This is a genomic window from Halobacillus litoralis, from assembly GCF_009856445.1.
Lineage (GTDB): Bacteria > Bacillota > Bacilli > Bacillales > Halobacillaceae > Halobacillus > Halobacillus litoralis.
Window position 1 is genome coordinate 1,073,392 of sequence record NZ_WMFA01000001.1, and the last position, 21,267, is coordinate 1,094,658.

Below are 21,267 nucleotides of genomic sequence, written 5' to 3' on the forward strand. Positions count from 1 at the left end.
TTGGTTCTCTCTTTTAAGAAAGAGGGAAGTTAAGGTGTAATAGTAAGGATAGACCCAGGAGAAAACCATAAATGGTGTTCGTCTGCGCCGTTGCCTTCATGGCAGGCATCATTTCCAGTGGTTGTGTTTTTCCTATAAATCCCTGAATGGCTTTCGTTGCTTTTATTACACTAAAGAAGGTAATGATCGACCATAAAGGCAGTGTGCCCAAAATGATCAACACACCTGTCCAGATAAAGGCTGTAAGGAAAAGTGAACTCATGAAAATGATGGATCCTTTGTGGCCGAAAAGAATGGCCAGCGTTTTTCTTCCGTTTTCGGCATCTCCAACGCGGTCTCTGATATTGTTGGCTAACAAGATGGTCCCCACAAAAATGGCTACAGGAACTGAAACGATAATCACTTCAGCGGTAATCGATAAAGTTTGAATGAAATAACTGATTCCAATAATGATCGTTCCCATGAAAAATCCTGCGGTTATTTCACCAAATGGCGTATAGGCGATAGGTAATGGCCCTCCAGTGTAAAGATAGCCGAACAGCATGGAAACCAATCCGATGACAGCAATCCACCAGCTTGAAGAGGCACAAATATAAACGCCTAGTACTCCTGCAACTATAAAGAAAAGATAAGCTAATGAAAGTACCGTCTTAGGGTTAATACCGTCTCGGACAATGGTACCGCCGATTCCCACTGAACGTTCATTATCTAATCCGCGTTTATAATCATAATACTCATTAAACATATTCGTAGCTGCTTGAATGAGGATGGAGGCGAGCAACATGGCGGCAAACAACCAGAAGTTGATTGTTTGTTCCATAGCCGCAAGCATTGTCCCGACAAAAACTGGGACAAAGGCAGCCGTCAGTGTGTGGGGGCGCAACAGGCGCCACCATACTTGGAAACCTTCACGTTCATTCAAGGAAGCTTTTATGTTTTGGTTCTGAACAGAGCTCATTGGTGTTCTCTCCCTTGTCACTATACTCTCGTTATTATAACAGTTTAATTTTAGGGAAACCGTCCTGGAGTGTCAATCAATGTAAGAAAATGTTGGTTTTAAAGCAAGATTCCTTGAGTCAAGAGAAAAAAGAGAATAAAATAGAGAGTGATGCATGCACAGAAAGGCGTCAATTTGCTGTGTGTGGAGAGAGTAGAAAACGTCCCTTAAAGAATGGGAGGAATATATATGCTTCATACGAAGGCCCCTCATATAGAAGAAATGATAGGGGAAGCTCTTCAGAAAGCACATCATCTTGGGGAACCTCTATTTATTAGTATAGTTGAACATATAGATGAACAAGATCCCTTTCAATTTTTTGAAACGGGTCTGCATATCGCTCAGCACCGCTCATTTTGGCAGAGTGCTGAAAATGATCTGACTATGGTCGGAATAGGCAAGGCCAGTCAATTGTATGCAAAAAGTAAACAACGGTTTCGTGAAGTCCAATCCTTGTGGAACCATCTGCAGGAAAATGCGATGCTGCATGATGATTACAATAAAAAAGGCACAGGAATGGTCGCTCTGGGTGGGTTCAGTTTTGACCCTGAACAAAAAGAGGCCACACCATGGGAAGCTTTTCCTGATAGCCAAATGACGATTCCTGCTTTTCTCCTCACGAAAGTAGATGGAGAGTCTTATTTAACGATCAATGCCCTGATTTTTCCTGAAGATCATCAACAACAGATCACTACTCAAATACAAGAGCATCGGGACCACCTTCTAAAGGAAGGTGAGTTGGCGGGTTCGCTGCCTGTCGTCGACCAGACCTTTGAGGTTGCTCCTGAGGCTTGGAAAGAATCAGTGAAAAAAGCGACGGATGATATTTCAGCAGGCTTGATGGAAAAAGTTGTCCTCGCAAGAGAGCTTCGCGTTACGTTCAAAGAGGACGTTCATATCACCGCTGTTTTAAAAGCTTTGGCTGATACCCAGCCAAACAGTTATATTTTCTGTTATGAAAGTGAAGGGGATTACTTCATTGGGGCGACCCCTGAAAGGCTTGCCAAAGTCGAAGACAGAGAACTTGTATCCACATGTCTCGCAGGGACGGTCCCACGTGGTAAGAACCAGCAAGAAGATCTAAAACTAGGTGAAGAATTGCTTGGTGACCCTAAAAACCGTCAAGAGCATCAATTTGTAGTGGAGATGATCAAAGAAGCGGTAGAAGCCTGTAGCAGCCATGTAGAAGTACCTAGCAGACCTGTGCTTTACCCGCTCCGGAACCTGCAGCATTTGTACACACCAGTGAAAGCCGTATTGGATCAAGGCTATACTTTGCTTGATGTGATTGAAAGGCTGCATCCGACTCCTGCTCTCGGGGGAATGCCCCAGCAAGTTTCGGTAGAGTATATTCGTACAAATGAAACCTTGAACAGAGGATGGTATGCGGGGCCGATCGGTTGGTTTGACGCACAGGATAACGGTGAGTTTGCTGTAGCGATCCGGTCCGCTCTGATTCAGCAAAAGGAAGCTTCTTTGTTTGCTGGGTGTGGTGTAGTCGAAGACTCAGACCCTGAAGCAGAATATGCAGAAACAGCTGTTAAACTAAAACCCATGATGGATGTACTGGGAGGGTCAGAATGGGACATGTAGAAGCTCTATCGAAATATGTGACTCATTTTGTAGACCAGCTCGTGTTCTCGGGTGTCGAGCATGTCGTTATATCACCAGGTTCCAGGTCTACTCCATTAGCCATGACTTTCGCTGAGCATTCCGAGGTGAATCACTGGGTTCACCTTGATGAACGCTCAGCTGCTTTTTTTGCTTTGGGAATCGCTAAGCAAGAACGAAAGCCTGTCGCGCTTGTCTGTACGTCTGGGACGGCAGCTGCAAACTACTATCCAGCGATCGTGGAAGCTTATTATAGTCGGATCCCCCTCGTTGTGTTAACGGCTGACAGGCCGCATGAGCTGAGAGAGGTGGGGGCGCCTCAAGCCATTAATCAGATACAGATGTATGGCAACTATGTTAAATGGTACCAGGATTTAGCATTGCCAGAGGAGAACAACTTTCCTTATGCAAGGCAACAAGCCGCTAGAGCAATGGAAGAGGCGGTTTCCGGGCAAGGTCCTGTCCATCTGAATATTCCATTCCGGGAACCCTTAATCCCGGACTTCGAGCTGGAAGAGGCTTGGCGTGGTAGCCTCCGGCCAATTCCGAAAGCTCAAAGGGGAAGTTTAGCGATGCCGGACCATCAGGTTAAGCAATTATTTGAACATCTGGCTAAAGGGGAGAAGGGGTTACTTGTTGTAGGGCCGCAAACGGATCCCCACTTAGCTGAGGCCGTTACGGAACTCGCCTCTCGTCTAGGTGTTCCTGTATTTGCCGATCCTTTATCACAGCTTCGTACAGGGAGTCATGATAAGAGGAATATCATTGAAAATTATGATGCTTTACTTAAATCTCCTTCAATTAAAGGTCAAGTGGTCCCCGACTACATCGTTCGGTTTGGAGCTATGCCTGTTTCCAAAGCTTATTTGAAATGGATCAAGGAATATAAAGAACAAATCGATCACTATGTGGTTGATGATCAGCGGGGTTTTCGTGAGCCTGCAGGCATAGGAGCGACTTTCATTTGGAGTGAACCCGTTAATTTGTGTGAAAGCTTATCCAGTTTTATGCCAGACGGGAACGTGGAGACATCGTGGCTTTCAAGATGGCAGCGGATGAACGTTTTAGCAAAGAATGAAATGCTGCTCGATCCTGAGCATTCGCTCAATGAAGGGCATGCAGTCGTTTATTTGGCAGAAACCATGCCGGATGATTCTAACCTTTTTGTAGGTAATAGTATGCCGATCAGGGATGTTGACAGTTTCTTCATGTCTTCACCAAAGAATGTTCAGCTAATGGCGAACAGAGGAGCTAATGGAATTGATGGTGTGGTGAGTACAGCAATTGGAACAGCAGCCACAGGCAAACATACGACGTTATTGTTAGGGGATATCTCTTTCTTTCATGACTTGAACGGCCTATGGATGGCAAAGAATAAGAAAATCCCGTTGACCATCGTTGTGATTAACAATGATGGAGGTGGCATATTTTCTTACCTCCCTCAATCCAAACATACCGCTCACTTTGAAGAGCTCTTTGGCACTCCTTTAGGTCTGGATCTCGGTCCAGTCATCGACATGTATGGGGGCACACACAGAAAAGTAACAACCTGGGAGTCTTATAAACGTGCTCTGGCTGAAAGTTATGCCAATCCAGCACTGAATATTGTTGAAGTGATCACGAATCGTGAGGACCACGTAGCGTTTCACAGAGAGCGATGGGCTAATGTAGAAAAAGCGGTTTTGAATTGGAGCGAGAGTTTATGAGAATGCGGGTGAACGATAGAGAATACTGGGTCGAGGATGAGGGGGAAGGACAGGCACTCCTTATGCTGCATGGTTTTACTGGCAGCACTTCAACTTTTGACTCCGTCACCTCCCGTTATGAAGGATCCTATCGGTTAATAAAAGTGGATTTGCCTGGTCATGGAAAGACAGGGGCCATCGGTTTGGTAACAATGGAGCGCTTTTGCCGGGATCTTAAAGTGATACTGGATCATATGGGGTTAGAAAAGGTGTCCTTGCTAGGGTATTCCTTGGGAGGTAGAACAGCTCTATCCTTTGCTATGCTCTATCCGGAATATGTCGAGCGGCTAATACTCGAAAGTGCTTCTCCAGGTTTACCTACAACCGATGAACAATTGTCTAGGCAAGCAAAAGATAAAGGAATCTCGGAAAAATTGATGGAAGAAGGAATCGAATCGTTTGTAGACTTCTGGGAAAGCCTCTCCCTGTTCAATTCACAACGGAATCTTTCGGATGATGTGAAAGAAGGGTTGAGAAAAGAACGCCTGGATCAGACGCCTAAAGGACTATCTGAGTCGCTTCTAGGTATGGGGACAGGTCACCAGCCATCATGGTGGGATCAGTTATCTTCGCTCATTTGCCCGGTTTTATTAATCACAGGGGAAGAAGATGAGAAGTTCCGAAGCATCAATGAGGAAATGGCTCAACGTTTCGCTCATGCCTCTCATCGAGTCGTGAAAGATGCTGGTCACACCGTCCACCTTGAGAATCCTGGGATTTTTGCTAAAATTGTAGATGGCTTCATGATAAAATGAAAATTGTAGGAAAGCGTTTTTTCATGAGGAATATACGAACTGAATGTAGAAAAAGGAGGAAATACTATGTCTTTTGATTGGGTTAGTGAACGCGAATACGAAGATATTATGTATGAAAGATTTGAAGGAATTGCCAAGATTACGATTAACCGTCCGGAAGTTCGTAATGCCTTCCGTCCGCAAACGGTACATGAGTTAATTGATGCATTTGCTTATGCTCGTGATGACTCCCGAATCGGAGTTATTGTTCTTGCAGGAGCTGGTGATGACGCTTTCTGTGCTGGTGGAGACCAGAAAGTACGTGGCCATGGTGGTTATGTGGGTGATGACCATATCCCTCGTTTGAATGTACTTGATTTGCAACGTTTGATCCGTGTCATTCCGAAACCAGTAGTAGCGATGGTTTCCGGTTACGCAATCGGTGGTGGACATGTCTTACATATCGTCTGCGATCTAACGATTGCTGCTGATAATGCCATCTTCGGACAAACAGGTCCTAAAGTAGGAAGCTTTGATGCTGGTTATGGCGCAGGATTACTTGCTCGTATCGTCGGTCATAAGAAAGCCCGAGAAATTTGGTACTTGTGCCGTCAGTACTCTGCGAGAGAAGCGGAAGAAATGGGACTAGTCAACACAGTAGTACCATTGGAAGATCTTGAAGCTGAGACTGTACAATGGGGTCGTGAAATGCTTGAGAAGTCACCGACGGCTTTGCGTTTCCTGAAGGCTTCTTTCAATGCCGATACAGATGGTTTAGCTGGTCTTCAACAAATGGGTGGAGACGCTACTTTGTTGTATTACACAACAGAGGAAGCCAAAGAAGGACGCGACGCCTTCAAGGAGAAAAGAAAGCCTGACTTCGATCAGTTCCCTCGCTTCCCTTGATTCGTCTAAATATATGAAATCATGTAAGAAGGGGCATCCTGTAGAAAGGATTGCCCCTTTTGTGATTGAAGGGTCACGATAACAGAACAAAGTAAAGGAAGGGTTGAAATGGGCGAACGTATCCCACATTGGTTAGATAAACAGGCGTCATTAAATCCACAGCGTCCGGCGATAGAAACACCGAACGGTAGAACCATCAGTTTTTCCGAACTAAGGGAAAAAAGTCGGGGGATGGCCTTTGCTCTTATGGAAAGCGGGGTGAAGCAGAATGACCACGTAGCCTTATTAGCAAGCAACAGTACGATGTACGCGGTTTTCATTCACGCGTTAAGCTATATCGGAGCGGTAGCTGTTCTTTTGAATACGAGGCTGACGCCCGCTGAAATTGAGTACCAGCTTACGGATGCTCATGTTTCACACTTATATTCTGAAGGAAGCCATATGCCGATTGCTGTAGAAGCGGTAAAAGATCTGAATCTTGACGTCCACAGCCTTGAGCATGTAAAAACGGAAAAAGAAGGACTTCAAGAACTTCAGACGGACCTTGATCTCGATGACGTTTACACCATGATGTTCACATCAGGGACGACAGGGAAGCCGAAAGCAGTCATGCATACGTACGGTAATCATTGGCACAGTGCGGTTGCGTCGGCATTGAATTTAGGAGTCTATGAGAAGGACAAATGGCTGAACTGTTTACCTTTATTTCATGTGGGTGGCTTTTCAATTCTGATGAAAAGTGTCATTTACGGCATGCCGATCATGCTATTAGAAAAGTTTGATGACCGCATGGTTCATGAGGCTATTCTGAATAAAGGGATTACGCATGTGTCAGTCGTAACGGTCATGCTGCAGCGTTTACTAGAAACGCTTGATCATGGTACATATCCAGACCACTTCCGCTGTATGCTTCTTGGAGGTGGTCCTGTTCCAAAGGGAATATTGGAAAAGACATCAGCAAAAGGAATACCTGTTTTCCAAACCTATGGAATGACAGAAACTTCCTCACAAATTGCCACCCTCAGCCCGGAATTCGCTTTCTCCAAGCTTGGATCAGCAGGTAAGGCTTTAAGCTCTGCGCACCTTTATATAGACTGTAACGAGAGGGGAGAAGTTGGTGAAATCATCGTTCGAGGTCCCATGGTGTCGAAAGGGTATTACAACCGTAAGAAAAGGGAAGGCGAGTACTTGCGGACGGGCGATCTCGGATTTGAAGATGAAGATGGATTTTTGTATGTCGTGGATCGGGTGAAAGACGTCATCATTTCAGGAGGGGAAAACATTTATCCGGCAGAGGTAGAAAGCGTATTATCCTCCATGCCAGGCGTAAGGGAAGCAGGTGTAGCCGGACACCCCGATGAACATTGGGGAGAAGTTCCTGCAGCATACATTGTAACTGAAGAGGGAATCAGCTTGACTGAAACAGAAGTGCTGGACTGGTGCAGAGAACGTTTGGCAAAATATAAATGCCCGAAAGAGATCCATTGGATCGATGAACTTCCGAGAAACGCTTCGAACAAACTATTACGTAGACGCTTGTCATCCTCCCCCATGCAAGGAGAAGACGAATGAGAATCCATACCGTTCGTTTAAGGAGAGTTTCTTTACCACTCAAAACTCCCTTCATCACTCACCAGGCTAAATTAAAAGAACGTCCACTTATCATTGTGGAGGTGAAGGATGATGCAGGCCGCATAGGTTATGGAGAAGTAACAGCCTTTCCGGAACCTTTTTACACTTATGAAACGATTAATACAGCCTGGCATATTCTTGAAGACTTCCTGATTCCATCTCTCTTGAAAAATGGAGCGGACCACCCTTCTAATTTTGCAGAACAAAATGACGGGGTGAAAGGTCATCCGATGGCAAAAGCAGGTCTGGAAGCAGCTTTGTGGGATTTGTATGGGAAACAAGCAGACAGAAGTATGGGCGATTTACTTGGGGGGACGCGCTCATCTGTAAGGGCGGGGGCAGTCATCAGCTTGGGGGATTCGTTAGAAAAGGATGTAGCCAGGCTGAAGGAAGATGGCTTTCAAAGGTATAAATTGAAAGTGGTTAAAGGAAAAGAGAAGGAAGCGATAGAAAGAGTTCGACAAATCGATTCGGAACTTCCAATCATGATTGATGCTAACGGTCAATACAATCCCGAAGATATGAGTCATTTGCGTTCGATCGATGATTATGGGTTAACAATGATTGAGCAGCCTTTTAGGGCAGGAGATTTTTACTGGCACAGAAAGTTGCAGAAGGAAATGAAGACACCCATTTGTTTGGATGAGTCCATCATGTCCTATCAAGATGCCATCCAAGCAGTTGAACTTGGAAGCTGCCAAATCATCAACATAAAAATTAGTCGCGTCGGCGGGTTGACAGCAGCGATTCGAATCCATGACTTCTGTCAATCGCGGGGAGTACCTGTATGGTGCGGAGGGATGGTGGAATCCGGTATATCCAAAGCGCATAACCTTGCTTTGGCTTCCCTTCCAAATTTCACGATTCCCGGCGATTTGTCCGGTTCTACCAGGTATTTTCATAAAGATCTTGTTTACCCTGAAATTGTTATGCATGAAGGCACCATCGAAGTTCCTAAGAGAGCGGGGATGGGTTTAAATGTGGATGTAGAATATTTGGATGAAGTAACGCTCACATACCAGACGTTTTCTTGATCCACCTATTTGTAATAGGTTTCCTCTCTGTGGTTCACACTAGGGAAGAGGAGGGTGAACGATGGATAAGGATAAGTATTACATCAACATTGGAACTAGAGAAATCTCACTTAATCATGATGCAAACAATGACGATTTCACGATTTATGCGACAGAAGAAGAAGTGAAAGCTTTAAGAGAAGTTTTTGATGAGATTTATAATGCAGACGCAGAGTCTTTCTGGCGGTCGCACGTACCATTTAACCCCTATCATAATGATCATGCAAACGATGAAGCGGATCTTGATATGAAAAAAGCGTTTCAAAAGATTTATGACCTTGGAGATGAAACGACTAAACATCATATCACTGAGATGGGTGTATTGAATGAATAATTAAACCGCTTCTTAAACAAGAAGCGGTTCTCTATGCTGCATCAGAATAAATCGGTCATATCTTCCATTTCCTCTGCTTGATTAAAAATGTCCCGAGGGTTCACAATTTTTTGCACTGGTGTTTCACCCATCCATCCCCTGTAGGATTTGTCATGTACAAGCCTTTCTTTGAATAGAATTGCTCTGCTTCCTGTCCCATAGTTTCAATGGTCTGGTGAAAAGCCGCAATGGTTGATTGAATAGGGATGCCACCGTCTGGGAGCTCGTTGTATCCGTGTTCGTCCATCTTGATGATTTGTTCATTTTCCATTTTAACAGCATAACTTAGTAAGTTTTGGTTAACCTCAGAAGCTTCGAATTGCAATTTTACCACCCTTTTTCACTGCAGCAAGCACTTAGGTAAAGGATTAAAAAAGACTCATTATTGTTACATAGGTTCGCTTCCCCTTCTTTTGCTTTTTTTCTTGTAGGCATGATAAGGACCAATTGATTCATGTTTCTGTATATTTTTACAATTTTTACAGAAAAGAGAGAAGTTTGTCTGCTGACCGGTTTGTATTTAGCGTGGCTTGTGGTACGATTTAAACAGGTGAAAGACAGAACGTATATCAAGGATTAAAGGCAGTTGAGCAGACATGAAAACATTTTATGATTATTACCACAACCCTGTCCGGTTATCTTTTGAGGATCATCCTTTTTCCGAGACGCCGAAACACGTGTGGGTGATATGCCGATACAAGGATCAATGGCTGCTCACCAAGCATAAAGATCGTGGTCTCGAATTTCCGGGTGGAAAAGTTGAAGAGGGAGAATCAGCGGAAGACGCCGCTGTTCGAGAAGTCAAAGAAGAGACAGGAGCCGTTATTTCTCATTTATCCTATATTGGTCAGTACCATGTAGAAGGTAAAGGGGGGACGGTCATTAAAAACGTGTATTTTGCTATGATTGATTCCATCGATGATCAGGATCATTACTTTGAGACGCACGGACCAGTCTTGTTCCGTCATCTTCCGCGCAATTTAAAATCGAATGATCGTTTCAGCTTCATGATGAAAGATGAAGTGTTGCCCGAGTGCTTAAAAAAGGTAGAAAAGTTTAACTGAACTTTTCTGCCTTTTTTCTTATGTTTATTTAACTATCTGTCAGGATAGATGAAGGCTCAGTTTCGAGGTGTTTCCGTGGTTCGTTACGTGGCTTGTGCGCCAGGAGTGGTTGGGAAGCTACTCGCTTTCATCGGGCTAGGCCCTGCGGATCTCGCCGATCTCCTTTCTCCCGCTGGAGTCCCGCAGCCCTAACCTACCGAACAATCGTCTCGAAACTGATTCTTCAAGAAAAGGGAGATTTTGTGGAGTTAGGTGGATGATATAGAGAAGGCGCCGTTGGATATCCAACGGCGCCTTCCTTTATATGAGGAGATGAGGAAACATGTGTTATGACCTGTGGTAGGTCGGTCCTGCTTTTTTGATTTCTTCGCTAGCATAAGTGAATTTCTTGAAGTTTTCATGAAACTTGTTGGCCAAGGACTTGGCATTTTCATCATATGCATCAGCGTCTGCCCATGTTTTTCTCGGAGATAACACTTCATCCGGAACCCCTGGGCAGTGTGTAGGAATATTCAAGCCGAAAAATGGATCTTGATAAGTGTCAGCAGAGCTTAACTCTCCCTCCAATGCGGCATGAATCATGGATCTTGTATAGGACAATTTAATTCGCTGTCCTTCCCCATAAGATCCTCCTGACCAGCCTGTGTTCACCAGATAAACGTCCGCATTGAACTGGTCAATCTTTTCACCTAGCATTTCTGCATAAGTGGACGGCGGGAGAGGTAGGAATGGTGAACCGAAGCAGGCAGAAAAAGTAGCTTGTGGTTCTGTAATTCCTCGTTCAGTCCCTGCTAGTTTACTAGTATATCCACTCAAGAAATGATACATCGCCTGTTCTTTCGTCAACTTGCTGATAGGTGGTAGGACACCTGTTGCATCAGCTGTTAAGAAGATGATAGCATTCGGATGACCAGCAATACTCGGTTGAACAGTATTGTCTATATGCTCTAAGGGATAAGCTGCTCGTGTATTTTCAGTGAGACTTGTGTCATTGTAATCGGGCTGATGGGTTTGTGGGTCCAGTACTACGTTTTCCAGTACAGAGCCAAAGTGAATGGCATCAAAGATTTGTGGTTCCTTTTCTTGAGAAAGGTTGATACATTTCGCGTAACACCCGCCCTCAATATTAAAGACCCCATAGTTTGACCATGCGTGTTCATCATCACCAATCAACCTACGTTTTGGATCGGCGGATAATGTCGTCTTTCCTGTTCCTGAGAGACCGAAGAATAAAGCCACGTCCCCTTCTTTCCCTACGTTGGCTGAACAGTGCATAGGCAGTACGTTCTTTTCAGGGAGGAGATAGTTCATGACAGAGAAGATGGACTTTTTAATTTCTCCTGCATACTCCGTACCACCGATTAAAACGATACGGTGTTTGAAAGAAATCATGATAAAAGCTTCTGAATTTGTTCCATCAGTTTGAGGATTAGCTTTGAAGGTTGGAGCTGATACCACTGTAAACTCCGCCTCATGATCTTCTATTTCCTGCTCATCCGGTCGAATGAACATTTGCTGTGCAAATAAGTTGTGCCAGGCGAACTCTGTAAGTACTTGAAGAGGAAGACGGTATTTTTCGTCTGCTCCGGCATAGCCTTTAAAGACAAACAGTTCATTCTTTTCTTTTAAATAATCCAACACTTTATGATAGAGTTTTACAAACGTTTGATCATCTATGGGCTGGTTGACAGTTCCCCAGTGGACTTTATCTTGTGTTACATCATCCTGGACGATGAATTTATCTTTCGGAGATCTACCAGTATAAGTACCCGTCGTTGCCTGGATGGCCCCTTTTTCTGTCAGGGTACCTTCATTACGGTATAAAATCTTTTCCACTAAGTGTGGAACAGATAGCTGATGATGGACATGTTCTTGTGCAAGTAAAAGATTCAGTTCAGACATTTGATTTATGGTACTCATATGTGTCGACCCGCCTTTGCATTTAATTATGATCAACCTAATGTGAGATTAGTATAACACATTGAATTCTTTAGTCCATACTATACGTGAAAAAGCTTACATTTTATTTATTCTGAATTATCAAACGAAAAACCTGCTCTTTTGTTCAACAATCTGGCAGGATTGTGGAAGACTCAGTTACGAGACTTTTGTTGAGTGGAGGGGGCTGCGGGGAATAGCTCGCTTTCCGCGGGAGTGCGGTGAGCCTCCTCGGACTGCGTCCTGTGGGGTCTCACCAAGCACTCTTTTCCCGCAGGAGTCTCGCCATTCCCCTCCGCCCCTTAACCAAGTAAGGTTCTCTATACCACTACTTAGAAAATCACCTTGTGTAGTTATGAGAAGTTAATGATATAAACTCTATCCTAATTAACGTTTAGCATACGCAAATATTTAATACGAAGCACTTTATGCCCACCTAGGGGAGAAGAATTGGAACCTTACTTATGAATACAGCTGTTCGAATCATCCACTTCCCTCAACCTTTCCCGGAGCCTCTAGAATCCCACGAACATCTCGAAACTGAGTCTTCCACAATCGGGAGCTTATATGGAAGAGTGAATTATTTCTTACTTTGAAAAAAGTATCTAATAATATATGTGAATTTCATTCAAACGTTTACTAAATGCGAATACGTTAGAATGAGGTGGAATTCAATTGACAATAAATGAGGTTTTCGATACGATAACGGAGAACGGATACTCTCTTATCCAGAGTTGGTGGAGGGACAGGCCCTTTGAAACCCAGCAACCGTCATCGACATGACACGGTGCTAACCTGAAGCAAGGAGTACATGCTCCTTGGACGATAAGAGCGAAAGGAAGCAGCCCCTTTCCTCGAATAGGAAAGGTTTTTTTCTTTTTATAAGGCTTTTTCCAAACAGGGGATGAGCACAACTGATCGCCTGTAGCCTTTAATGAAGAAATATTCGAATAGGAAAACCTGTATATATTCCTATGTAAATGCTTCATTGGTTGTGAAAAGAGGCAACAAGAACATATATGAAACTTATAAAAGTTTCTGCACATACTGGTAAAGAGTTCCGTCTAATACTTTGTACTTACAGAAGGAGGAGTTTTTAAGAATGCCTGCAAACCGCCGGTTATTCACATCAGAATCCGTTACGGAGGGACATCCGGACAAAATTTGTGATCAGATTTCTGATGCGATTTTAGATGAAATTTTAAAAAACGACCCTAACGCTAGGGTTGCATGTGAGACAACAGTGACAACGGGACTTGTATTAGTTTCTGGTGAAATTAGTACAAATACTTATGTAGATATTCCATCCATCGTCCGTCAGACGATTAAAGATATCGGTTATACTCGTGCGAAGTATGGGTTTGATGCGGATACATGTGCTGTTCTGACAGCAATTGATGAGCAATCTCCTGATATTGCCGGAGGCGTGGATGTAGCTCTTGAATCCCGTGAAGGGAAAATGAGCGATGATGAAATCGAATCGATAGGTGCAGGAGACCAGGGATTAATGTTTGGCTTTGCTAATAATGAAACCAAAGAACTGATGCCTTTGCCAATCTCCCTGGCTCATAAACTATCTAAGCGTCTATCTGATGTTAGAAATGATGGTACACTTGAGTATCTTCGTCCAGACGGAAAAACGCAGGTGACGGTAGAGTACGATGAAAACGACCAGCCAGTGCGCGTGGACACGATCGTTATTTCTACCCAGCATGCGGAAGAAGTGACGCTTCAACAAATCCAGGAAGACTTGAAAAAACACGTGATCCAGCCGATCGTACCTGAAGGATACATTGATGAACAGACGAAATATTTTATTAACCCGACCGGACGCTTCGTCATTGGAGGCCCACAAGGGGACGCCGGACTGACTGGAAGAAAAATTATCGTCGACACCTATGGTGGATATGCTCGTCATGGAGGGGGAGCTTTCAGTGGTAAAGACGCTACGAAAGTTGACCGTTCTGCTGCTTATGCTGCTCGTTATGTTGCAAAAAACATCGTAGCTGCTGGACTTGCGGATTCAGTAGAGGTTCAGCTTGCTTATGCTATCGGAGTAGCACAACCTGTTTCCATTGCCATTAACACAAATGGAACAGGTACAGTTTCTGAGGAGAAGTTAGTTGAAGCTGTACGTGAACTATTCGACCTGCGTCCAGCTGGCATCATTAAGATGTTAGACTTGCGCCGCCCTATTTACCGACAAACGGCCGCATATGGTCATTTCGGACGTACGGATGTGGAGTTCCCATGGGAGCGCACAGATAAAGCGGAAGAATTGAAGGCACGCTGTCAATAAGAAAAAACCGTTCCAACATTGTTGGAACGGCTTTTTTATTGTTCAGATAACTTATGGAATTATGATTCTCGTATTTTTTTATAATACTGCCCTTTTTCCACGTAACTTTTCCTTATCCGATTGAGTTCTTTTATGTCTTCTTCATTCAGTTCTCTTATGACTTTGGCTGGACGTCCGAAAGCGAGTGTATTCGGTGGAATCACTTTCCCGGGGGGGACAAGACTCCCTGCGCCGATAAAAGCTTGTTCACCAATAACAGCGCCATCCAGAATAAGCGACCCCATGCCGATTAATGCATTTTCTTTTATATGGGCGGAATGAAGAGTGACTTGGTGACCGATGGTAACTCCATCTTCAATAATTAAAGGTTTGTCCGGGCTTTGATGTAAAAGGCTCAAATCTTGAATATTTGAGTTCTTACCAATATGTACAGGAGCAACATCTCCTCTAATTACGGTCTTAAACCAAACACTGGCGTTTTCTTGAATAGTTACATCCCCTGTAATCACAGCATCCTCAGCTACATAGGCGCTTGGGTGAATATCAGGTATCTTTCCTTTATATTCGCAAATCATGAAAAACCCCCTTATACTAATACTATTGATAGTATAGCAGAAGAAAAGAGGGGGATGCTGTGAAGAAAATAGAATCAGTCAATGATCGCGCTACGGTTGTGCTCGTTCATGGAGCCTTTGAACATTCAGGGCGGTACCATGAACTGGTCGACCAACTTCAAAAGGATGGATACTCTGTTATTTACGGCGATCTTCCAGGTCAGGGGCGTTCTTCAGGGAAAAGTGGACATATCTGTTCTTTTCAGGATTATGTCAATACCATAATGATGTGGATCCAAGAGGCAGACCCCGATAAAAAGATATTTTTAATGGGTCACAGTATGGGAGGTCTTGCGGTTGTAAGAACAATGGAGGTTGCTCAACCAAAGGTGGATGGCGTCATTCTCTCTTCCCCTGCACTGGGACTTTTAAAAAAAGCGAGTCTGCCTTTGGAAATGGTGTCGTATATTTTAAACACTTTTGTCCCATCATTAAGACTCAAGGCACCTCAAGATCCTGAATATATCACACGTAATAAGGATAAAATTATAGAGTTTCAACAAGATCCTATGATTATTGATAAAGTCTCTGTTCGCTGGTATCGTGAATTTCAAAAAGCGACGAGAGAAGCGTTCTCTGATATTCAACGCTTTCCTGATATCCCTTTATTACTGATGCAGGCTGAAGATGATTATATGGTGAGAATAGAGAAGACAGTGGAATGGTTTGACCGCGTACAGGTGAAAGAAAAAAGGTACAAACAGTGGCCTGGTCTTTATCATGAAATTTTTAATGAGCCTGAATGGAAAGATGTCTATCAACATACGCAATCCTTTTTAGAAGACCATATAAAGTAAATCGGCAAGGAGGATTTCTTTTGACACGTGCAGTCCCAGGCAACGCCATCCTTTTAATGTACAGGGTGTATCGAAATATTTTTCCTGCTGTTCATGATGAATTGTCTTATTGGATTCAAAGAGCGAAATCGATTCCTGACGAAGAACTTAGAAGTCAAGCTTTAGCAAGTATTGAAGAAAAGACGTTTCACTGTGAAGGTGGATCTATTTACTCGGTTCTCTCCCGAGGTAACGATAAACAGGCTATTCGTTTCATTGTTGCTTACCAAACCATCAGTGACTATCTGGACAACCTATGTGACCGGAGCACCTCCATGAACCCTGACGATTTCAGAATGCTACATGAATCTATGATCGATGCCCTGACACCAGGAAATTCATTAAAAGATTATTATATCTATCGTGAGGAGCGGGATGATGGAGGATACCTTCATGAACTTGTGAAAACGTGCCAGCAAGTCCTTTCCCAAGCGGACGACTATCCAACCGTTAAGGAACAGGCGATAAAGTTAGGTAAGTTATATGGTGATCTGCAAGTTCATAAACATGTTATCGAAAATGAGAGGATTCCCAGACTGCAGAATTGGTTCAAGGATTATCAAAAAGAGTGGCCAGAGCTTAGCTGGTATGAATTTTCAGCGTGTACAGGGTCTACTTTAGGAATTTTCTGCCTCGTGTCCTATACGTTGAGTGGAAAGATGGATGCATCGTTATCCCGTCAAATTGAAAGAAGTTACTTTCCATATATGCAGGGATTACATATCTTACTTGATTATTATATTGATCAGGAAGAAGATGAAAAAGAGGGAGATTTGAATTTCTGTGCTTACTACGATCATGAAGAAGAAATGAAGACACGTTTCCGGTATTTTGTCGAAAGGACACATGAGGAAATTCAAAGGCTTCCAGATGCATCCTTTCACCAAATGATACATGAAGGGCTCGTTGGCATGTATCTAGCTGATCGTAAAGTGGGCAGACTTTCAAATGCTAAAAGCTTCGTGAAAGAAATGTTAAAAGTAAGTGGTAAGAAAGCGACGTTCTTTTATTACAATACAAAGATGTACCATAAATTAAAGCCTGGTCGTGAAATTTAACCGACCAGGCTTTTTTCTCTTATAGGTAAACTAAGACTTCTAAGATGAAAACATAGGATTATGAGAGTTTCTCGATGGCTAAGATAAAGGGTGGCGTTCTCTTCTTATTGATAAACCCGTAATGGAGGACTTGATAGTGCTTTGAATCTAACCCTGAAACATAATCCAGGATGGCTTCTTTCTCTTCAGCACCCCCGGGGTGTCCATGATAGACGACTAAAACCACCAGTCCACCTTTTTTTAAAGTCTCCAGTACGTTTTCGACCGACTGGATGGTCCCTTCAGGCTTGGTTACCACACTTTTATCACTGCCTGGCAAATAACCTAGATTGTAAATGGCAGCGGATATGTTGTGTTGGTGTTTGTCTTTTAGGTAGTTTTGTACATTTGCATGGGAATCATGGATAAGGCTTGTATGGTTTGCAAGTCCGTGTTCTGCTAAACGCTCCTTGGTGTTGGAGATGGCTTTTTCCTGCACATCAAAGGCATATACATGTCCTTCCTCTCCTACAAGTTCAGCTAGAAAAGCAGTATCGTGACCGTTGCCGCAGGTGCCATCTATTACGGCATCTCCTGGTTCTATCGTTTTTTTTATCAAAGAATGGGCATAGTCTAAAATTCGTTCAATCGTCATGTAACATCCTCCAATTGTATTGTTCTTTAGTATTGTAGCACGAACATCCCTTTCCTGTAGAAGAACGATCGGGTAGGCAGGGCCCGCTTGACAAAGCTGTTTTCATTCATTAATATACGGTTATAATAGTAGCATGACGTTGAAAAGGAGTAGTAGTGATTCTTTCAAGTGATAGAGAGGCAGCGGCTGGTGGAAGCTGTCCTTGAAATTCATGAACTCGCCTTGGATGTCGCAGAAGTGAAACCAAGTAGTTTCTGCCGGTGTGGTCGCCGTTATTGACGTCAAGTTGAACACAGATGTGTTAATTTGGGTGGTACCGCGGGAATCAAGCCTCTCGTCCCATACTGGGATGAGGGGCTTTTTATATTTTTAGAGAGATTATGAGGAGGCAATGAAATGGCTTTTGATCATAAGACCATTGAAAAGAAATGGCAGAAATACTGGCTTGAAGAAAAGACGTTCAAGACAGACAGTTATTCAGACAAAAAGAAATTCTATGCATTGGATATGTTCCCATACCCATCAGGTGCAGGCCTACACGTTGGGCACCCGGAAGGATACACAGCTACAGACATCCTGTCCCGTATGAAGCGTATGCAGGGGTATGAAGTGCTTCATCCAATTGGTTGGGATGCTTTTGGACTTCCGGCAGAACAATATGCACTGGATACAGGAAATGACCCTGAGGAATTCACAAAACAAAACATAGATACCTTCCGCAGGCAAATTCAGGAACTTGGGTTTTCCTATGATTGGGATCGAGAAGTAAACACGACAGACCCTGATTACTATAAATGGACGCAATGGATCTTTTTGAAGCTTTATGAAAAGGGTCTGGCCTATATTGACGAAGTAGCCGTGAACTGGTGTCCGGCTCTTGGGACGGTACTTGCGAACGAAGAAGTTATCGATGGTCGTAGTGAACGAGGAGATCACCCTGTTGAACGTCGCCCGATGAAACAGTGGATGCTGAAGATCACAGCTTATGCGGATCGTCTTCTAGAAGATCTGGAAGAATTGGATTGGCCGGAAAGCATTAAAGATATGCAGAGAAATTGGATCGGCAAGTCAGAAGGGGCAGAAGTCACTTTTGAAATTGATGGGTTTGACCAATCTTTTGACGTGTTTACCACTCGTCCGGATACGTTATTTGGTGCAACTTATGCCGTTGTCGCGCCAGAACATCCGCTGGTCGATGAAATCGTCACATCAGAACAGAAGAATGCCGTATCCACGTATATCGAAAAAGCACAAAACAAGAGTGATCTTGAGCGTACAGACTTGGCTAAGGATAAATCAGGTGTCTTCACTGGTTCGTATGCGATCAATCCGATTAATGGAGAAAAACTTCCCATCTGGGTGGCTGATTACGTATTGATGAGCTACGGCAGCGGTGCCATTATGGCGGTCCCTGCACACGATGAAAGAGATTTTGAATTCGCTCAGAAATTTGACCTTCCCATTATACCAGTCGTAGAGGGAGAAAGTGTCGAGGAAGAAGCGTACACTGGAGATGGACCGCACATCAACTCTGACTTCTTGAACGGACTTGGGAAAGATGAAGCGATTGAAAAAGCGATCCAATGGCTTGAAGAAAACGGGAAAGGTAAGAAGCAAACGACTTACCGCCTTCGTGATTGGCTCTTCAGCCGTCAGCGTTATTGGGGTGAGCCGATTCCTGTCATCCATTGGGAAGATGGATCAATTACCGCAGTCAAGGAAGAAGAGCTTCCTGTTAAACTTCCGAAAACGACGGAAATCAAACCATCCGGCACCGGGGAATCCCCGCTTGCTAATATTGATGAATGGGTTAATGTTGTAGATCCTGAAACAGGGATGAAGGGACGCAGGGAAACGAATACAATGCCACAATGGGCAGGTAGCTGCTGGTATTACCTTCGTTATATTGATGCGAACAATGAGGAAACGTTTGCTGATTATGAAGCCTTGAAAAAGTGGCTTCCGGTTGATGTGTATATTGGTGGTGCAGAGCACGCAGTTCTTCACCTGTTGTATGCACGTTTCTGGCACAAAGTCCTTTATGATGCAGGAGTCGTTCCAACCAAAGAACCATTCCAAAAGCTATTCAACCAAGGCATGATTCTTGGAGAAAATAATGAAAAAATGAGTAAGTCTAAAGGGAATGTAGTCAATCCTGATGACATCGTCTACTCTCACGGAGCAGACACTTTGAGACTTTATGAAATGTTTATGGGGCCGCTTGATGCTTCAGTAGCATGGTCTGAGAACGGCTTGGACGGGGCTCGTCGTTTCCTTGATCGTGTATGGCGACTATTTGTTGTGGAAGACAAATTGTCTGAAGCAATTAAAGAGAATGCAGGGGATACTTCGTTAGAGAAGGTCTACCATGAAACCGTTAAAAAAGTGACCGAAAACTTTGAAGCCCTTCGTTTCAATACGGGAATCTCTCAAATGATGGTCTTTATTAACGATGGTTATAAAGCAGACGTTTTACCGAAAGAGTATGTAGAAGGTTTTGTTAAACTTCTATCTCCTGTCGCTCCACACCTTGCAGAAGAACTATGGCAGAAACTTGGGCACTCTGAAACGATCAGCTATCAGCCGTGGCCGGAGTATGACGAATCCAAACTTGTAGAAGATGAAGTAGAAATCGTAGTCCAGGTTATGGGTAAAGTGCGAGCGAAAATGATGGTTAATAAGGAAGCATCCAAAGAAGATCTTGAAAAACAGGCACTTGAAAATGCCGATGTAATGCAGTGGCTGGAAGGAAAGACAGTTAGAAAAGTCATTGCCGTACCAGGAAAGTTAGTTAATATTGTAGCCAATTAAATGAGTTATAAGCACCCTGTTTTTGTAAGCAGGGTGCTTTTTTATGAGTGGCCGTATGCCTTGACTTTAATGAACAGTAAATTAAAATTAATGTGACGATTAATATGGAGGGATAAAAATGAGCCAAATTAAAGAAATCACACCTCAACAAGTGGAAGAGAAAATGAACAATAATGATGATTTTACTATAATTGATGTCAGAGAAGATGAAGAGGTTTCACAAGGTATGGTGCCGAACGCAAAGCATATACGCCTCGGTGATATTCCTGAGAAGATTGAAGATTTGCCTAAAGATCAAGAGTATGTGATGATCTGCCGTTCCGGGCGCCGGAGTATGAACGCTGCTGAATTCATGAAAGAAAGAGGTTTCGGTAACGTACAGAACATGGAAGGCGGAATGTTGAAATGGCAAGGTGAGCTTGTTTTTTAAAATGAGAGGTCTTGTTTGATTGGCTATTTTCTATGATTGCACACGCTCCTCGTTATTATGGGACGTCAAATGATCCTGCACACCTATCATGTGCCCCTTCTATAGAGGAGGGGCTTTTATTCATTACTCTTCCTGGTTTTCGCAATTACATTAAAAAAATTCTATGAAACTATTGACGTTAGGAAGCTCACGATGTATTATAGGTAACGTTGCTTATTTGGCAGCACGCAAAACATCTCTTTTAGAGATTTAATTCAACAAATTCTATTAAAGCTATTGACGATATATAGTTGATTATGCTAGAATTTGATTACTGTCGGGTAAGGCAGTAGTTGATCTTTGAAAACTGAACGAACCAACCAGTACGTCAAAACATTTCTTCTTTATAGAAGAGATTTGAAACAAAGCACATTCGGTGTGCAAATGAGCAAGTCAAACTTAACTTTTATGGAGAGTTTGATCCTGGCTCAGGACGAACGCTGGCGGCGTGCCTAATACATGCAAGTCGAGCG

Annotated in this window: 18 protein-coding genes, 1 rRNA gene, 1 riboswitch and 1 other annotated feature; of the genes, 14 read left to right on the forward strand and 5 right to left on the reverse strand. The window is 43.4% G+C overall.

Going from position 1 to position 21,267, the window contains the following annotated elements:
• Positions 1–13: 13 nt before the first annotated feature.
• Positions 14–958, reverse strand: a complete 945-nt coding sequence (locus GLW00_RS05020) for a 1,4-dihydroxy-2-naphthoate polyprenyltransferase (RefSeq protein ID WP_160911750.1) — start codon at positions 956–958, stop codon at positions 14–16.
• A gap of 228 nt (positions 959–1,186) precedes the next feature.
• Here GLW00_RS05020 and GLW00_RS05025 point away from each other — a divergent pair, with 228 nt between their 5' ends.
• The 7 genes from GLW00_RS05025 (at position 1,187) to GLW00_RS05055 (ending at position 9,032) form a co-directional block, all read left to right on the forward strand.
• Positions 1,187–2,590 (forward strand): isochorismate synthase, encoded by a 1,404-nt coding sequence (locus GLW00_RS05025; protein WP_160911752.1) that lies wholly within the window; start codon positions 1,187–1,189, stop codon positions 2,588–2,590.
• A complete protein-coding gene (menD, locus tag GLW00_RS05030) occupies positions 2,578–4,314 on the forward strand; it encodes a 2-succinyl-5-enolpyruvyl-6-hydroxy-3-cyclohexene-1-carboxylic-acid synthase (protein WP_160911754.1) in 1,737 nt (578 codons plus the stop codon). The genes GLW00_RS05025 and menD overlap by 13 nt, the downstream gene beginning before the upstream one ends.
• A 2-nt stretch (positions 4,315–4,316) precedes the next feature.
• The gene (gene menH / locus GLW00_RS05035; RefSeq protein WP_237417440.1) at positions 4,317–5,108 is read left to right on the forward strand and encodes a 2-succinyl-6-hydroxy-2,4-cyclohexadiene-1-carboxylate synthase; all 792 of its coding nucleotides are present in this window, start codon (positions 4,317–4,319) and stop codon (positions 5,106–5,108) included.
• 66 nt (positions 5,109–5,174) lie between these two features.
• Positions 5,175–5,993, forward strand: coding sequence for a 1,4-dihydroxy-2-naphthoyl-CoA synthase (gene menB / locus GLW00_RS05040; RefSeq protein ID WP_089654878.1), 819 nt, complete (start codon positions 5,175–5,177; stop codon positions 5,991–5,993).
• A 108-nt stretch (positions 5,994–6,101) separates the two neighbouring features.
• On the forward strand, positions 6,102–7,565 hold the full coding sequence (locus GLW00_RS05045) for an o-succinylbenzoate--CoA ligase (protein WP_160911758.1): 1,464 nt from the start codon (positions 6,102–6,104) through the stop codon (positions 7,563–7,565).
• A complete protein-coding gene (menC, locus tag GLW00_RS05050) occupies positions 7,562–8,659 on the forward strand; it encodes an o-succinylbenzoate synthase (protein WP_160911760.1) in 1,098 nt (365 codons plus the stop codon). Before GLW00_RS05045 ends, menC begins: the two co-directional genes overlap by 4 nt.
• A 61-nt stretch (positions 8,660–8,720) precedes the next feature.
• Positions 8,721–9,032 (forward strand): hydrolase, encoded by a 312-nt coding sequence (locus GLW00_RS05055; protein ID WP_160911762.1) that lies wholly within the window; start codon positions 8,721–8,723, stop codon positions 9,030–9,032.
• Positions 9,033–9,132: 100 nt separating this feature from the next.
• Here GLW00_RS05055 and GLW00_RS05060 read toward each other — a convergent pair whose 3' ends face one another.
• Positions 9,133–9,396: a DUF6612 family protein gene (locus GLW00_RS05060; RefSeq protein ID WP_160911764.1), complete on the reverse strand. Its 264-nt coding sequence runs from the start codon at positions 9,394–9,396 to the stop codon at positions 9,133–9,135.
• Between the two features lie 271 nt (positions 9,397–9,667).
• On the opposite strand from GLW00_RS05060, the gene ytkD reads away from it, so the two are divergent.
• A complete protein-coding gene (ytkD, locus tag GLW00_RS05065; protein ID WP_160911765.1) occupies positions 9,668–10,135 on the forward strand; it encodes an RNA deprotection pyrophosphohydrolase in 468 nt (155 codons plus the stop codon).
• Between the two features lie 327 nt (positions 10,136–10,462).
• Here ytkD and pckA read toward each other — a convergent pair whose 3' ends face one another.
• A complete protein-coding gene (pckA, locus tag GLW00_RS05070) occupies positions 10,463–12,055 on the reverse strand; it encodes a phosphoenolpyruvate carboxykinase (ATP) (protein WP_160911767.1) in 1,593 nt (530 codons plus the stop codon).
• 739 nt (positions 12,056–12,794) lie between these two features.
• A riboswitch (SAM riboswitch) is annotated at positions 12,795–12,905 on the forward strand.
• Between the two features lie 270 nt (positions 12,906–13,175).
• Between pckA and metK the strand changes: the two genes are divergently transcribed.
• Positions 13,176–14,372, forward strand: a complete 1,197-nt coding sequence (metK, locus tag GLW00_RS05075) for a methionine adenosyltransferase (protein WP_160911769.1) — start codon at positions 13,176–13,178, stop codon at positions 14,370–14,372.
• A 59-nt stretch (positions 14,373–14,431) separates the two neighbouring features.
• On the opposite strand, the gene GLW00_RS05080 is transcribed toward metK, so the two are convergent.
• Positions 14,432–14,947, reverse strand: coding sequence for a gamma carbonic anhydrase (locus GLW00_RS05080; RefSeq protein WP_160911771.1), 516 nt, complete (start codon positions 14,945–14,947; stop codon positions 14,432–14,434).
• Between the two features lie 59 nt (positions 14,948–15,006).
• Here GLW00_RS05080 and GLW00_RS05085 point away from each other — a divergent pair, with 59 nt between their 5' ends.
• Complete coding sequence (locus tag GLW00_RS05085) at positions 15,007–15,783, forward strand: alpha/beta hydrolase (protein WP_160911773.1); 777 nt, start codon at positions 15,007–15,009, stop codon at positions 15,781–15,783.
• 20 nt (positions 15,784–15,803) lie between these two features.
• The gene (gene tbcS, locus GLW00_RS05090; protein ID WP_500683503.1) at positions 15,804–16,880 is read left to right on the forward strand and encodes a tetraprenyl-beta-curcumene synthase; all 1,077 of its coding nucleotides are present in this window, start codon (positions 15,804–15,806) and stop codon (positions 16,878–16,880) included.
• 58 nt (positions 16,881–16,938) lie between these two features.
• Here the strand turns inward: tbcS and mnmM are convergent, their stop codons facing one another.
• Positions 16,939–17,514, reverse strand: a complete 576-nt coding sequence (mnmM, locus tag GLW00_RS05095) for a tRNA 5-(aminomethyl)-2-thiouridylate-methyltransferase MnmM (RefSeq protein WP_160911777.1) — start codon at positions 17,512–17,514, stop codon at positions 16,939–16,941.
• Positions 17,515–17,644: 130 nt separating this feature from the next.
• Positions 17,645–17,859, forward strand: a binding site (T-box leader).
• 51 nt (positions 17,860–17,910) lie between these two features.
• On the opposite strand from mnmM, the gene leuS reads away from it, so the two are divergent.
• The 3 genes from leuS to GLW00_RS05110 all read left to right on the forward strand — a co-directional run.
• Entirely contained in the window at positions 17,911–20,325 is a 2,415-nt protein-coding gene (leuS, locus tag GLW00_RS05100; RefSeq protein WP_160911779.1) for a leucine--tRNA ligase, read from the forward strand.
• A 118-nt stretch (positions 20,326–20,443) separates the two neighbouring features.
• Positions 20,444–20,755, forward strand: coding sequence for a rhodanese-like domain-containing protein (locus GLW00_RS05105; protein ID WP_160911781.1), 312 nt, complete (start codon positions 20,444–20,446; stop codon positions 20,753–20,755).
• A gap of 444 nt (positions 20,756–21,199) precedes the next feature.
• A 16S ribosomal RNA gene (locus GLW00_RS05110) occupies positions 21,200–21,267 on the forward strand; the annotation flags it as partial.